This window comes from Psychrobacter sp. P11G3 (assembly GCF_001435845.1).
GTDB lineage: Bacteria > Pseudomonadota > Gammaproteobacteria > Pseudomonadales > Moraxellaceae > Psychrobacter.
This window is the reverse complement of record NZ_CM003596.1, coordinates 918219-934523: the sequence shown is the minus strand read 5'-3', so window position 1 is coordinate 934523 and position 16305 is coordinate 918219. Positions and strand designations below refer to the sequence as shown.

11 protein-coding genes are annotated in these 16305 nt (G+C 44.6%); 5 read left to right on the top strand and 6 right to left on the bottom strand.

The window, feature by feature from the left end; genetic code table 11:
• Window positions 1–126: 126 nt before the first annotated feature.
• Entirely contained in the window at window positions 127–1158 is a 1032-nt protein-coding gene (locus tag AK824_RS03910; RefSeq protein ID WP_057758971.1) for an NUDIX hydrolase, read from the bottom strand.
• A gap of 360 nt (window positions 1159–1518) precedes the next feature.
• Between AK824_RS03910 and nadA the strand changes: the two genes are divergently transcribed.
• The 3 genes from nadA (at window position 1519) to AK824_RS03895 (ending at window position 5654) form a co-directional block, all read left to right on the top strand.
• On the top strand, window positions 1519–2658 hold the full coding sequence (gene nadA, locus AK824_RS03905; RefSeq protein ID WP_057758969.1) for a quinolinate synthase NadA: 1140 nt from the start codon (window positions 1519–1521) through the stop codon (window positions 2656–2658).
• A 70-nt stretch (window positions 2659–2728) separates the two neighbouring features.
• The gene (nadB, locus tag AK824_RS03900; RefSeq protein ID WP_156410682.1) at window positions 2729–4639 is read left to right on the top strand and encodes an L-aspartate oxidase; all 1911 of its coding nucleotides are present in this window, start codon (window positions 2729–2731) and stop codon (window positions 4637–4639) included.
• Between the two features lie 121 nt (window positions 4640–4760).
• The gene (locus tag AK824_RS03895) at window positions 4761–5654 is read left to right on the top strand and encodes a phosphatidate cytidylyltransferase (RefSeq protein WP_057758965.1); all 894 of its coding nucleotides are present in this window, start codon (window positions 4761–4763) and stop codon (window positions 5652–5654) included.
• A gap of 35 nt (window positions 5655–5689) precedes the next feature.
• On the opposite strand, the gene AK824_RS03890 is transcribed toward AK824_RS03895, so the two are convergent.
• From AK824_RS03890 to AK824_RS03880, 3 genes are read right to left on the bottom strand one after another with little or no spacing between them, the layout of a single operon-like run.
• Window positions 5690–6505, bottom strand: a complete 816-nt coding sequence (locus AK824_RS03890; RefSeq protein ID WP_057758963.1) for an SDR family NAD(P)-dependent oxidoreductase — start codon at window positions 6503–6505, stop codon at window positions 5690–5692.
• Window positions 6502–7692, bottom strand: a complete 1191-nt coding sequence (locus tag AK824_RS03885) for a patatin-like phospholipase family protein (RefSeq protein ID WP_057758961.1) — start codon at window positions 7690–7692, stop codon at window positions 6502–6504. Before AK824_RS03885 ends, AK824_RS03890 begins: the two co-directional genes overlap by 4 nt.
• Window positions 7693–7695: 3 nt before the next feature.
• Window positions 7696–10404 (bottom strand): alpha/beta fold hydrolase, encoded by a 2709-nt coding sequence (locus AK824_RS03880; protein ID WP_057758959.1) that lies wholly within the window; start codon window positions 10402–10404, stop codon window positions 7696–7698.
• A 265-nt stretch (window positions 10405–10669) separates the two neighbouring features.
• Here AK824_RS03880 and AK824_RS03875 point away from each other — a divergent pair, with 265 nt between their 5' ends.
• Window positions 10670–11581, top strand: coding sequence for a LysO family transporter (locus AK824_RS03875; protein ID WP_057758957.1), 912 nt, complete (start codon window positions 10670–10672; stop codon window positions 11579–11581).
• A gap of 3 nt (window positions 11582–11584) precedes the next feature.
• Here the strand turns inward: AK824_RS03875 and AK824_RS03870 are convergent, their stop codons facing one another.
• Window positions 11585–12868, bottom strand: coding sequence for an FAD-dependent monooxygenase (locus AK824_RS03870; protein WP_057758955.1), 1284 nt, complete (start codon window positions 12866–12868; stop codon window positions 11585–11587).
• A 166-nt stretch (window positions 12869–13034) separates the two neighbouring features.
• Window positions 13035–14363: a UbiH/UbiF/VisC/COQ6 family ubiquinone biosynthesis hydroxylase gene (locus AK824_RS03865; protein ID WP_082624564.1), complete on the bottom strand. Its 1329-nt coding sequence runs from the start codon at window positions 14361–14363 to the stop codon at window positions 13035–13037.
• A 617-nt stretch (window positions 14364–14980) separates the two neighbouring features.
• Here AK824_RS03865 and AK824_RS03860 point away from each other — a divergent pair.
• Complete coding sequence (locus AK824_RS03860) at window positions 14981–16084, top strand: PhoH family protein (protein ID WP_179798643.1); 1104 nt, start codon at window positions 14981–14983, stop codon at window positions 16082–16084.
• The last annotated feature ends 221 nt before the right edge of the window (window positions 16085–16305 follow it).

Here is a 16305-nt window from a genome sequence, read left to right as displayed (position 1 = left end):
CTGCTCGTTATTTAAACTCAAAATGAGCATAAATATAGCGTAAAGTTAGCGGCCCTGCAAGGAAAGGTGACAAATTTTTCGTTTTACTAGCCATTTCAAGTACGAGAGATTATTGGATGCTCATCATTATTTGCGCTTAGGAAGTTTGCTATCCATCAATAAACTCTGTAACTCAATATCATGGCGGAAGCGATATAGTTTGGCAGGACGACCGCGCTGAGCAGTACTACTCTCTCCTGTCTCCATTACTAGATTTTGTGAATCAAGCAATCGACGAAAATTTTGCTTGTGCAAGCGTACTCCTGATAGTGCTTCAATACTCTGCTGCAACTGCGATAAGGTAAAGACGTCTGGCATCAGCCCAAAAATAAGCGGTCTATATTCAATTTTCGCGCGCAGTCTTGAGATAGCAGTAGCAATCACGCGACGGTGATCATAATACATGGGTACACCTATGCGTTGTGACCAGTCCTCTGGCAAGGTAACAGCTTGATAGTTAGGCGGATAATTAGGGGCTTCAGGGATTAAACCTGCTTCATAAAGCATTTCATAACGTAGTAGTACATGCTCTGCAATCCATTCTCTACTTTCATTATCGTGTTCGTTGACGGATTGACTGTTAGTGAGTTTACCACTTGCTAAAAACGCTTCGTTTAGTCCCCAACATAAGCCAATACGCTGACGCCTGCGCTGTTGGACAATCGAGTCGTTGGCAGTATTGGCCCATTCGAGTAGCGCAGGCACGATAAAGTCCATAATAATACTAGGCATACCGTCCAAATGATTTTCCCATGGGAAATAGTCGTACCAATCTCGCCAGAGTGCTTTGCTTTGGAGTGCCTGCGTTTGCGTCTCTTGTACCAAACCTAAATAACTCACATACACCAACGCATGACCGTCGATGTTACGCCTGTTAGTATCGACAAAGGTATATAACTGCTCCAAGTATCCGAGCGGTTGTTGTGTTTGCTCCTCTACCCACTGACGTACGCCCGCTTGCAACGAGCGATGTAGCGGCATAAGCGGCCCATTTGGCAACAGCTTGCCTTGGTCAACGGTTAGAACGCGCGCGATATGATCGGTGATAGCGACCAATACGGCGACCACTTCTGTCGTGCCGCTACCTTGCTGGTGCGCATGTGAATAAGACAACGTCATGGCTTTGGGAATTATCCTTTTTCTCTGAAATGTGAAAGGCTACTGGGGTTAATAGCTATGGTATGACTTAGTATAGCTCGAATCTAAAACTATCATAGTCTGTGGTTGTAAGTATGAAAAATCAATGGCGATAAATAGTCATAAGAGGCATGAATTAGCATCATTTCTAAGCTTAGTACGGCTTAACTGCACGTCATTTCGGGCACTAAAAACCAATCTTTTGACTTATTGAGTATAAAAAACCACTTGTAATTATGCTCAAAATGAGCATAATTAAGACAACTTATAAATTTGTTATGTCCAATTACCCATTTTTTAGCACACACATTTATCGTTATCGCACCAACAAAGGCTGCCATTATGAAAAAATATCCTTACGACGCACCTATCATGAGTACGGACAATCGCATCGCCACTCAGATGAACATTGAATATGCCAAGGCTAAAATGCCAGCAGACTTGCCTCACGCTGAACGCATCGTGATTGAAGAAAATATCAAGAAGCTACTGAAAGAGAATAATGCCGTACTGGTAGCACACTACTATGTCGACCCTTTTATCCAAGACTTGGCATTTGCAACCGGTGGCTGCGTCGGTGACTCACTTGAAATGGCTCGGTTTGGACAAGCTCATAGCGCCCAAACATTGGTTGTCGCTGGTGTGCGCTTTATGGGTGAATCAGCAAAAATATTGAGCATGGAAAAGACTGTCCTCATGCCAGATTTGGAAGCCGAATGTTCGCTTGATTTGGGCTGTCCTGCTGATGAGTTTTCAGCATTTTGTGATGCTCATCCTGAACGTACTGTCGTCGTCTACGCCAATACCAGCGCCGCGGTAAAAGCGAGAGCTGATTGGGTGGTCACCTCATCTGTCGGTATCGACATCGTTCGTCACTTACATGCCCAAGGCGAGCCTATTATTTGGGGGCCTGATCGCCATTTGGGCAAATACATCGCTCGTGAGACTGGCGCCGATATGCTGCTGTGGCAAGGGTCTTGCCTCGTGCATAACGAATTTAAAGCTACTGAGTTAATGCAATTAAAAGAGAAACATCCAGAGGCCAAAGTCTTGGTGCATCCTGAGTCACCTGATAGCGTGGTAGCACTCGCTGATGTGGTCGGCTCGACTAGCAAGCTTTTGCAATCAACGTATGAGATGGATGCTGATACCTTTATCGTCGCTACTGATTTGGGCATATTGCACGAGATGCAAAAACGCTCGCCAAACAAGCGCTTTTTGGCCGCACCAACTGCTGGTGAGAGTGCAAGCTGTAAGAGCTGTGCGTTTTGTCCTTGGATGGCAATGAACGGTCTAAAAGGTATTGAGCAGTGCTTAACCAATCAAAGCGGTGAAGTACTAATGACACCTGAGTTAGCGACTGCAGCAAAAAAACCATTACAACGGATGCTCGATTTTGCTGAAGCACAAAAGCAACGCGTAGCCGCCAGTGGCGACATTGTAAAAGACCGTGCGCTGTTCGCTAACGTTGGGGCAGCCTAGCATGAGTCAGTCGCATTCAGTTGATTGTTCCAACACCACTCGCTATAAAAATAACAGGAGCAGCAGTGATATGAGTAATATTATAAAAACTGATGTTCTTATTATTGGAGCTGGTCTGGCAGGTTTGAGCACCGCGCTATCTCTGCCAAAATCGCTGAATATCACTGTTTTAAGCAAAGCGGCACTTGAGGTGTGCTCAAGTCACTACGCTCAAGGTGGTATCGCAGCTAGCTTAGACAAAGCAGACTCTGTGACTGAGCATGTCGCTGATACCTTAATCGCTGGCGCAGGATTGTGTGCGACGGACAATACTGCCCGTATCTTGGGTGCAGGACAGCAAGCGGTGCAGTGGCTATGCGAGCAAGGTGTGCCATTTACTCAAACCACTCTAATTAAAGAAAATGATAATACACCTGATTTTGCAGTCTTAAAAACCAGTGACTTACACTTGACCAAAGAAGGCGGTCATGGCTGTAGACGTGTGGCTCATGCGGATGATGCAACGGGTCGACACGTTATGGACGCATTAAACATCAAAGCACAGACTGCGGCCAATATCACTATCTTGCCTTATCATGAAGCATTAGAGTTACTGACTTCACCTATGATTAGCAGCTCTTTTTTTAGCATGGACGATAGCGAGATTAGACATTGCCGAGGGGCGCTGGTCTTTGATCATATCAATGAGCGCCAACTCACCATTTATAGTGCGGCTGTTGTACTCGCTAGTGGTGGCTTGGGCCAACTATTTAAGCGTGCCAGCGCACCTAACGTTTGTGTCGGTGATGGCGTTATCATGGCATGGCAGGCAGGTTGCCGCTTAGCAAATTTAGAATTTATTCAATTTCACCCAACGGGTCTGGCATTAGATGACAGCAGCTTTTTGATATCTGAAGCGTTACGCGGTGAAGGTGGGCGACTGTATTGCCCACAGACTGGTGCGCGCTTTATGTTAGACATTGATGAGCGCGCTGAATTGGCGCCACGCGATATCGTCGCTCGAGCAATAGCCAATCAGATTAGTAGTAACGGACTTGGCTATGTACATCTTGATGTCAGTCACTTGCCAGCCGCATTTATACAAGCGCATTTCCCACAGATTTATCAGACGCTGCTAGCACTCGGTATCGATATGACGACAGACCCTATTCCGGTCGCTCCGACTGCCCACTATAGTTGTGGCGGCGTGGTGACTGATGCCAATGGATTGACCGATATTGCAGGGCTGTATGCAGCAGGTGAAGTTGCTTATACAGGGCTGCACGGGGCCAACCGTTTAGCAAGCAATTCATTGTTGGAGTGTGTGGTGGTTGGTCGCAACATCGCCGCCAACTTACCTCATTATTTAACAAAATTGGAAAACTTAAAGAACTTAGAAGCTTTAGAGAAAACGGCTGAAACTTTAGAAAAAATGGCACAGCCACATACGACTGCCTCTTATGAACTGCATCAGTTGGCTGCCGATATTTGGCAATATCCGACATTAGAAAACACACAATTTGTTATCTTGCTATCTTCCAAGCAGTCATCACTCCCAATTTATAAGGTCGATAAGGCGTTTCATTCTGACGTAGATATTGCAGAGATAACTATAGCGTTGAAAGCTCTTTTGACAGCCAATATGGGCATCACACGTAGCGATGAAAAATTAGAGCAAGCATTGCGACAAATTGAGCAGTGGCAAGAGTCAATCGAACATACTGAGATCATGCTATCTGATACGAGTAGTAAAGCTCCTACTACTGACAGTGAGCTTGCCATTTTTCAATTGGTGAGGCAATTAGCGTTAGCAACGATGATTGTTCAATCGGCTTATCAGCGTTTTGAAAGTCGCGGTGGGCATTACCGTGAGGATTATCCTAACTTAGCTGAAACACCTTTTACCAGTATCATTTTGCCACGGAGAGACGCTACGCTTAACTCCTTTTCTCACAATATAGAAGACGAGCGTTATCCGATACCTGTTACTGACCATATTTAAGCGTACGACAGATAATAGCCAAACCAATCAAGGGCGATATCTAACACTATAGTTAAAGAAGCATTTAAGCTATCATTATGGATAGGCTTAAAATATTACCTCTTCTTTGAGTGTCCACGGTATGGCTTCTGATATTGTGTTTGTGATTGCCCTGATGATAATTGTCAGCTTGGCTTGGAGTGTGCTTGCCGTACCTCGTCTGCGCAAACGCTTGCCAAAAATCTACCTAATAGCCCGCTCGTGGTGGTTGATGCTAACCGCGCTCTGCACTTGCTATGTGATTGCAAAAATAAAGAACGATACGCAAGGTTCTCATTTGCAAGTATATCCCTATCAATGGCTGCTCATTTTATTTTTTATATTAATTGGTTTACGCGGTAGCTACGAGATTAAACGTCTATGGTGTTTACGCAGTAAAGCCGTACTCATTCATAAACTCCAAGCGCAAGGCTTACAGCCAAGTACTTTCCTGCTAGCGAAAACCTCTCTCAACTCGACTCAACACTATACGCGGCTTAATTACTTAGACCTGCTACTGAGTGTTGCATTCATCTCACTCATCATTAGCCTTATTGTCTTGCAGCAATTGACCTGGCAACGCGAACAACATGGTGTTTTACTCTTCGTATTATTCGCCAGTCAGTTTAATGATATTGCCCAATACCTATGTGGGCGACTGCTTGGACGTAAGCTGTTTAAACGAGGTCTAGCACCGACTATTAGCCCGAATAAAAGCATTGAAGGTGCTATCTTTGGCAGTTTAGTTGCGGCAATCTTGGCAGCAGTATTAGGTCTTTGGCTCACTCCTTTTGATTGGTGGGTCTGTCTATTAGCTGCCTATGGCTTAGCTGTGAGCGGTATATTTGGAGACTTATTAGAATCAGCCTTTAAGCGCCAACATGGGGTAAAAGATACCGGAACGATGCTCGCTGGTCATGGTGGGGTATTAGATCGGATAGACAGTTTGCTGATTGGAGTGCCAGTATTTACCCTACTCTACTGGTTGTTTGGTTAAATACAATCAAAGCACAGATAGCAGAGTCATCTATGCTATCTGGCTTTATCCAGTTTACTCCGCAATATCCAATTGAGCACAGGCTTAGGTAAATGATTTAAGGCACTCGTGATATAGCGCATCGAGCGTGGAAATATCGCCAGTTCTACATCATCGTCAATCGCTTGCATAATATGATGAACCGCTGTCTTCGTGCTCATGATAAATGGCTTATGGCTAGCATCGCCATCGTTTAAATCACACAATGCTTGGGTATCAATATAGCCTGAGGCAATACAGTTCACTTGGATATCATAAGGTATAAGTGCTGCTCGATAAGCACTAGCTGTAGCAATCATTGCGCGTTTGCTTTTTGCATAAAGGCTGGCATAAGGATAATCCATCGTACCTGCGATAGAGGCAATACAAATAAGGCTAGGTCTCTCACTTCCAATCAAATCCAACTCCTGATATTGCTGCTTTAACTGGCTGCTTGCCCATCTAAAAACTTGCTCAAATGCTTGTAAATTAATTGCTAGCATTTGATCGCTGTCGGCTTGGTTCAACTGATGGACACGCTCATTAGTATAACTGCCAGCACTATAAATTAGCCTTTGGAAACTGACACCTGACAAACCATCTAATAACTTTTGCGTTTGACCCGAGTCAGTTAAGTCGCATGCATAGGTCACGATAGCAGGATGCTGGCTGTTGATATCGGCTATCTTTGCTGCGCTACTTCCGACAACGCTTACTTGCCAGCCAAGCATCTGATGATGCAACGCCAAAGCTAAGCCAATGCCACTTGTCCCACCAACGATAATAATATGCGGCGTATAGGTTTCGGCGATATCTTCTACGAGAGTCTTCATAATTTATGCTGCTGTATATAACTGGCCGTACGCTGATAGCCATATTGCCATTGCGCCTGCATTTGCTGCACAAAACCATCATAGTCAGCGTGTATAAGCTCAACAGTCATTTGCTTTATATTAAAACGCTTTTGCACATTTTGCCCTACCAGCTGCTGCTCGTTATCGGCAAATGGTAACCAATGTAGCTGACGGTCATTATTATTAGTATGCGATGGCTCTATCATTGGTTGATAGCCGTGTACTGCTTCTAATCGCTCATTGGGATCAAAACCGAAAACGCGCTGAATCGCGGGAGCAGCCAACCATGCGTCATAACCTGCCTTGGTCTCGGCAAATACGCTGTTACCCAACTGACAGGCTAGCTCAATCGGTGTCAGATTGATCACACCTCCCAAGCACCAGCCAAGCTCTGTGATATGTGTGGGCGGTAGATAGTACATGTCAGCCATAGACGCGCGGATCACTGGGGCAAAATCCCATTGTGTTTGTACCTTTACAGACGGGTGTATGCGTCCGTTTGCAAATATATGCGCTGGTGACGTTATTTGCTCTTCAGCCAGACCTGATACGAAATTTGGTAAATTTGCTAAGCACGGCGGCGCAAATAATAACTCTTGCAGTGCGAATTTCTCATTATACAACCCCTTAGCAGGTGCTTGATACAGGCGGCTAGCAATGATTGCTATCTCTGGCGTTGCTTTATCAGTATTGCCACTATCATTATTACTGGCAGCGAACCGCGACAGCTCATCTAGCCAATACTGCTCGTTATCGATACGAAACATCGCTAACTGCTGTAACTCATTTAACAGTCGCTCGTAGCTGTCTGCTTGACGTTGTCCTTGTCCATTATCCCTTTGCTTTGATAACCGCCAACGCTTAAGTGCGCTCGTCATATAGCGCAGCTTTAGACGTTTATTGGCTTCATCTGGCGCGACATGTCTGATGGCAGTGATGACATGATACAACTCACGGCTGCACATCGACGCTTGCAAATCCTTGGGGTCAGGCGCAAGTTGTACTAAGTAAGCAGACAAACTCCCACCGCAAGTACCAACGATAATGTCTGGCGTCAAATCATGCGCTGCTAGTGCTGCATAACTGCCCAAATAATAACCAAAACGTGAACCGCCCCCTGAAAACAGCTGAACACGCTCATAAGGTTTAACCTGCTGATTATTCATCTATTACTCGTCATCAGTTGATACAGTTTTAAGCGCTAACGAGACGGTAAAGATACCAAAGCGATCGATACGCATTTTGACTTTCTTAAAGCCTGCCCGCTCAACCAATTGATCCATTTCCGCCTGCGAACGGCAACGCATCACCCAACTACTGCCACGGTGATTGTTTAGTGTTTTACTGATAAATTCCTGTTCAGGGTGCCAAGGTTGGTTGGTATAAATCAGATAACCACCTGATTTTAAACTGTCATAAATACCTGCCAAAGCCGTCGCTGGTAGCGTATTATCAGAGAATAGTTCAAATAACCCAGAGGCAATAGCGAGATCTGATTTTTTAGTATTGGCGCTAGTATCATTTGTATTTGCATCAATATAACTGGCAGGATCAAAGGCGTCCTTTTGACTGGTCACGACTCGACTGACCATGGCCAAACGCTCCGCCTTTGCTTGCAATGCCTGTATATTATGTATTTCATAATCACGCAGCTCAGCATACAAATCTGTAAACTCTGTCAGCAGATCAAATGCATAAAAACCATGTCCACTAGCGATATCTAACAGTTTTGGTTGGTATGATTTATTGCTGCTTTGGTTTTTATCTTCGATATCTGCGAGTGCTAAGCGTGCCAATTCCAATATGTGCTCGCGGCGAATACGAATACCTTGCCAGCCAATATTATTTAAATAAAACTTATCGACTGCCTGTCCAAATTTATTCTGACCGCTGGGCTTATTGTAATAGACATGATCCAGCGAATGACCTGAATCAAATCCATGCTCCAGCCCTGTGGCAATCGCATCGCTGACATGACCGAACTTTTGCATCGCAAAACGGGTAATTGCAAAGTTTGGATTGAATGGTTTAATCGCCAAACGATCCACTTTATCCTTACTGGCACTGTTTAAGTGAGCGGTACTCAAATCAGGGGCTTGGACTGGTGTGCTAAATACTTGCTCAGCAAACTCAATACAGTCCGCGAATACATCGGCTTTATTTGTCTCATGAAAAATTGCATGATAGCTGTCTGGATACAGCTGCCAGCGTTTGATCGGTGTATTAATCGCCTCATAGAATTTCCGCTCAGCCTGCTTATCGACCACATAATCCTTGCCCGCACATAAGACAAACGTCGGTACGGTGATAGCACCAGCATCATCGAGTAGACGCTGACCAGTTGCATGGGTATCGATGAGCAAGTCGGTCGAGATACTGTTGGATATTAACGGATCATCATTGTAAGCCTGCTGCGCGTCTTTATCATGGGTCAGTACTTGTGCTTTAACATAGCTGCTGACACGGGACATCAGGCCCAGCGTACGTGCTACCTTCAATGACGGTATGGCAAAGGGCAGATACAGACGAATACTGAGCGCAGGCGTGCCAAGTATCATCCCGCGAATATTAGGCGCATAATCATGTACCCATGCTGCTGCCAATACCGCGCCGATACTACTAGCGACAATCAATGTATCTTCGATAGCAATGCCTGTTCGCCCCATCACCAGTTGTACAAAACTTTCTAAATCTCGCTCAAGCTCGGTAACGCTCTCAGCATGATCTTTGATGCCGCCTGAACGCCCATTACCGCGCGCATCCCAAGCAAACACCTGATAGCCAGCTGTTGCAAACTGCTCTCCCAGCTCTGCTAATCGTCCCGAATGCTCATGCCCTCGGTGCAATAAAATAACTTGGCGTAACGGCTGACTGGCTTGCTTGATAGTTGATTTTTTCATGTCTTCTAAAGGCATCGTTAGCCAATAGCGATAATAAATAGCCGTGCCGTCGTAAGCGTTATAACAGCTTTCACCATTGATGATTTTAGATGCAGGCAAGTCAAAACCAACACTGGCCTGTTCTTCGAATTTTTGACTATCAACGGTTGTGGTTGGCATTTCTTTGAACTCCAATGGGCGAGCGTTATCAGTAGAAGTATTTGGCAAAACAACAGTAAGAGATAGTGAGTTGTTTGTTGACTCACCCAGTACGGATCGCAGCTGAGGTGGGTTGTGCATCAAGTATAACTCTGTCATATAACGTAGTCGATTGAGACAAGTCTTTACTAGCATTATCTCTGTTAATATAAATAATTGACTTATTCTGATAGCAGGTAAAGCCATCTGCCCTTTAATACTTACTGGCGCTTTGACTCTAATGCCCATAAACGCACCAAGCATACCTAATAAGAAGGCACGATCGCTTTTGCCCAAAGGCCCTTGATTAGCACGAACACCTAACATGGTATTACTAGTAACGCCTAACAGCTCGGTGCCAATACTAAGGGCGATCAGAGCAATGATATGATGTTGAGAAGTTAATATGTTCGTTGGCAAATTGGCTATTAACGTCTGCCGCTCTTTATCATTGATATAATGGGTCAGAATATGAGGGGTCAGGCTCGCTAATAGCGCCGTATCGGCAACCATATCACCTACCTCGTTTAACATTGCTCCTAGCGTTGATGCCTGCCCATGCTCACGCGCCATCATGCCATCGATGGCATTGAGTGCCATACGTACAAACAATGATGATGGTAATAAAAGCCACAGCCGCTGCTGTTCAGCCGTTGGTTTGGCAATGATATAGGCAGTACCGATACTTAATAAAACAGCGGATACTGTCACTTGATTAGCAGTAATATTTTGCTCAACCAGCGCATTACTTATCGGGCGTAGTTGATTTTGAAACTGAGTTTTGAGCTGATATAGCGACATGGGTCTAGCCAAATATTTTCAGTACTTTAATGTAGCAACAAAAGTTTGTAAGGTAAAGAATTACAAAGCACTCAAAAACGTTCAAACATTTCGAAAAAGATATTTATTATCATCATTATAAGCGTCCAGTTTTTTCCATTTTAGTCAACAACGACCAATGATTTGCAATGAATCTCAGTGGCTCATATCAATACTGTTAACCTTATATGGTACAATCTTCAGCTTCTTAAAAACGCCTTATTAAAAATGCTGCGAGCCCTTTATCATGGAAAGCCTAGTCACCCTTGTTCTGGTATTAATGCCAATGTTTATTGGCTTTGCCATTCCGTCTAACCCTACTATGACAAAATTGGCCGACAAAGGTCTATCATATCTAGTATTTATCATCCTAGCGTTGATCGGTATTGAGCTGTCTCAGGTAGAAGGCCTGGGTAATCAGCTGGGTGAAATTGCGCTGTATGTCACTGTATTATCAATACTGACGATTGGTTCAGGATTGTTTGCGCTTATGCTGTTTGACCATCTGCGTCCATGGCATGCCAAAAAACCAAGTGTAAAATCTAAAGAGCATCGGGTGAGCATTCGAGGTAGCTTGGCGCAAGTGGTTTGTGTGGTGATTGGGATGGTGATTGGCTATTTCTTGCCTGCTGATTATATGCCGCCTGAAAACTCTATGACCGTCATGCTGATGATTTTAATTTTACTGGTTGGTATAGGCTTAAAAGGCTCGGGCATCACCTTAAAAGAAGTATTACTCAATAAACGCGGCGTAGAAATGAGTGTCATCTTTACGCTAGCGGTATTGGCAGGCGGGCTTATTTTCGCGCTACTATTTACGGATGTGTCATGGACGAAAGGCTTAGCACTATCGTCAGGGTTTGGTTGGTACTCGCTGTCAGCAATTGTCATGACCGATGCTTATGGCGCGGTTTGGGGCAGTGTCGCGTTGTTTAATGACTTGGTACGTGAGTTCTTTGCATTAATCTTTATTCCGGTATTTATGCGCAAATACCCTTCTGCCGCGGTTGGGCTTGGCGGCGCGACCAGCTTAGACTTTACCTTGCCTATCATTCAACAGTCAGGTGGTCTAAAAGTCGTGCCACTAGCGATTAGCTTTGGGTTTTTGATCAATATTGTCTCACCAGTGCTGATGGTGTTCTTTTCGACGCTTGGGTAGCTCCTACACCCCACTCGCCTGCTTCGCAAATAAACGCATCAATGGCTTTATTTTACCGACGCGGTACATGCCTTCATTACGAATTTGCTGCACAGGACGCAATTGGGCAAGCGACCCTGCAAATAGCCAATTAAGCGCAGAAAAGCTATGCATCATTAGGCTATTATGCGGACGGCGCGAACGCTCATAATGACGTAGCGTTTGATTACTTCCCCAAAGCGTACCGCCACTACGGGTAAAGTCATGCTTTAGCTGCTCACATAATACTTGCACGTCCAGCATACCGAGGTTCAACCCTTGACCCGCCAGCGGATGTACGCCATGAGCTGCATCGCCAATAAGTACCAAGTTATCAGCGACGTAGCTTTTCGCTTGCTGTGCCGCTAATGGAAAACTAGCGATAGACTCAATCTGATTAATCGCTCCCAGCTCGTAATTGCTGGCAGCTGCTAACTTATCAGCAATAAAACGGTCTTCTTCCTCTATCAATGCTAATGCCTGATTGCGCGGCAATGTCCATACGATCGACTGCCAATGCTGCGGGCTTGCCTTATCAACATCGGTTATATCTGCTAATGGCAATAGTGCCAGTGTACCCGTCGGTAACATAGCTTGACGTGCCGTTGCCTGATGCGGTCTCTCAGTCTGAATCGCACAGCAAATCGCGGTTTGATTATAGTCAAGTGTATCTACGCCAATCCCTGCTTGCTGACGGACAAATGAACCGCGCCCATCAGCACCAACTAATAGACGTGTATCAATCGCTTCGCCATTGTCTAGAGTTACACGGTAGCCTTGCTGCGCACCCAGCCAGTCCATATTGACAACTTTGTGACCAGCGATGAGAGTCAGATAGTCACTGAAATCAGCTTCGTGCAAGCGTTGCCATAATGCGTACTCGATAACAGCAGGCTCTACCATACTACCTAATAACGTAGATTCATGAGTTTTACTACTACTATCCTCGGCGCTGCTATCTTCACTTTCGCCAAATAATAACTCACCCATACCATTTAGCTGCCATACCTGCATTTGCGAGTAATCTGCTTTGCGCTTAGAGACGGCAATATGTTGCCAAGCGCCAATATCCTTAAGCAAATTAATACTAGCCATACTGAGTGCATAGACACGTGCATCACGTTTGCTGAGTACATGTTGCCAAGCTGACTCATCACGCTCAGGACGGGCATCGATCAACGTCACTGGCATTTTTTCCTGTGCCAGCTTTAGAGCAAGCGTTGCCCCAACGATACCGCTACCGATAATCAGCGTATGGTTGTTTTTCATAAGGTGTCTCTCAATATTGCTCAATATTAGAATGATGATTATCAATCTTAATTACATATAGTTGATTCAGTTTAAAAGAGAGGCAAGGCAACCGAGTGCAGATGTATAGGCAATACTTCAAGCGAGGTTAACGCTGTCACTCTTTTAAAGAGGATTAGCTATAGCGCTATGATTTTAGACCCATCGCATAAGTGGCGACTAATGGCTTGATATTTGGCAATTTATCAAAGGCCAATAGCGCCATATTTCGCGCCAGCTTAATCGCTGGGTTAGGATGCGTGAAGCCATGTACTACCGCATCACAAAAACGAATCACTCGCTTCTGGTCAGTTTGACGTGCTTTTTCATAACGTTTTAATAGCTGTGCATCACCAATATCTGCGCCTTTGAGTACTTGTGCATTTAGCATTTGTGCCAGCACATGTGCATCTCGCATACAGAGATTAAAGCCTTGACCAGCGACAGGGTGTAAGGTATGAGCGGCATTGCCCATAATGACGCAGCGCCCTTCTACTTGTTTATTCGCTAGTACGCGGGTCAATGGATAGGCGCCGCGGCGACCAGCAGCGGTGAACTTGCCAGCGCGTTGACCGAAAGCTTGTTGTAACGTCTGCAAGAAATGGGCGTCGTCTTCCAGATATCTGGTTTCTTCACCTGTTGGGCATACCCATACCACAGAGCGCCTGTAACCTAGTTGATACTCATCGTTGCCATCGCCCTCTGGGTCAGTCAGTGGGAGCACGGCAAGCGGGCCAGCTGGACTAAAACGCTCAATCGCTGCATGCTCGTGTGGCGTATCTGTCTCTACTACGCCGACGATGGCCGTTTGCTGATAGTCATACGTAGTTGTACCAATATCTAGTAATTGGCGTACTGTAGAGTCGCGCCCATCACAAGCGACTAATACGCTAGCTCGTAGCTGCTGCTCGTTTTCGGCTTCATCGTTGTAATTAAAGCTAAGTATCACACTATCGGCCTGCTGCTGGACAGTTGTCACATTGGCATTATCTATCAAGGTAATCAATGGCGCTTGCTGTGCGGCTAATAAAAGTTTACGACCCAGCCAAGCGTTTTCGATGACTTGCCCAAATGACTCGACCTTTTCCTCTGCTTTATTCAGCTGCGCGCGCCCAAAACTGCCTTGCTCACTAATCTGTACAGTGTCGATACGGCAGGCATGGCTTTGTAACTCATCCCACAGTCCAATCTCTTGATATATCTGTACCGTGCGCCGCGATAATGCTGTATTGCGACTGTCTAAATAATGGCTGCGAGTACTGTCATCCGTTGGACTGATGGTTGGATAGCTGTTTTTTTCTAATAAGGTGCTCGCAATACCGTGATGGGCCAATAGCAATGCAAAAGACAAACCAACATGACCACCACCTGCGATAAGCACTTGCTGGTCAGTTATCGCTTCTTTGTTTTTAGAGATGCTGTCGAACTTTTTAGGTATGCTGTCAGAATTGGATAAATGTGAATCAGTATCTTGCATCGTTATTTTCCTAGTATAATTTTTTGGACAAGCAATTTACTAATGATAGATAGCCGCTCGTCACTGACGTTATTTTATAATTTTTATCATGTCGCTGCTGTTATTAGATGGATTGTAGCAAACTATGGTATCGCCCATAGATTACCACAAATTGTCTATTCTGCCGTGGTCTTAACCGTAGACAAATCGTTTCTTTACTCTCATCATAAACGAGGTTTATATTCATAAAACTCAAAAACTTCAATCTTATTAAAGCGCCATCATAAGATGGGTAGCGATGAATTATATAGAACTGATAGCAACATCGAATCAATCTATAGAAAATCGCTGTAGAGTTGCAATCCGCATACAAAAACAGCGCTATCTATCTGATGTATGGCTTGAAATTTAAAAATTCTCTACCATAATAAAGGCAAGACTTTTCATTACTTTCATTACTTTCATTACTTTCATTTACTACCTTCCACAAAAACAACAATAATATCGCCGTCATTTTTATCATCTATAATCTTTTTATCATCTAAACACTGTAACGCCACTAACTATTTTATCTCTGCAACCCGCCACGCAATTAAAACCAAACCATAGCGTCGGGTACACAATAAAAGGATAATCGCTTGACTGATTCCATGAGCCGCCGTATAAAGTTTGAATCATTGACCCCAGCACAGCTAAAAACCGTGCTTGGCGAATATAACAATCATATGAAATATATCCAAGAACGCCTCGATATTAAAATCATGCAGCGCCAAGGCGATTTTTGCCTGAGTGGCGATGTGACCAATGTCGAACGCGGTGAACGTATTATCTACAAAATGGTAGATGAAGCACAGAACACCAAAGACATCAGTGCAGAAGAGCTGCATCTCATCATCCAATCTAGCCTCTCTCGTGATGAAGACATCGAAGAAGACGAACAAGATCACGATGATATGGAATATGATGAAGACTTGGATGAGGCTAGCGAGTTTACGCCCATCAGTTTACGTACGCGTAAGGGTCGCATCGTTCCGCGTGGCGGCAACCAACAGCGCTATGTAAAAAACGTCCTTAGCTCTGACGTGTCATTTGGTATTGGGCCAGCTGGTACAGGTAAAACGTATCTAGCGGTGGCGTGTGCCGTCGATATGCTTGAGCGTAATGAGATTGAGCGTATTTTGCTAGTGCGTCCAGCGGTAGAAGCTGGCGAAAAACTGGGCTTTTTGCCAGGTGATTTGACCCAAAAGATCGATCCGTACTTACGCCCGCTATATGACGCACTCTATGAGATGATAGGCTTTGAGAAAGTCGGTAAAATGATTGAGCGTCAGATTATCGAAGTGGCACCGCTTGCCTATATGCGCGGTCGTACTCTGAATAACTCGTTTGTTATTCTCGATGAAGCGCAAAATACCACGCCTGAACAGATGAAAATGTTTTTGACCCGTTTGGGCTTTGGCTCACGTGCTGTCATCACTGGTGACATTACTCAGGTGGATTTGCCACGTGGACACAAATCAGGCTTGGCCCAAGCAATGGATATTCTAAAGGATATCGAAGAGATTCATATCACAAAGTTTGATTCAAAAGACGTGGTACGACATCAATTGGTACAGCAAATTGTTGAAGCCTATGATGTATTTGATGAAGAGCAAATGGCGTTAGAAGAAAAACGTAAGTTTGAACGTATTAAAGAACAAGAGCGTAGACAAGCCGTCGCTAATGCAGCAGCCAATCTTTAATAATCAAGCTAATCACTGAATTACAGTCATTTGCTATAAGCATTTATCTTGCATCAGAAAACCGGATTACTCAAAGTAGTCCGGTTTTTTCTTACCAACAGTTTATTGACTTTAACTTTTTCGCTACTAGTCGCCTACCAGTCACTTAGCTATAGTAGCCTCTATATATTCTATACATAGGCCTCTATTTATTAGTCAAAAACTTAGCAATGAGAGATAAT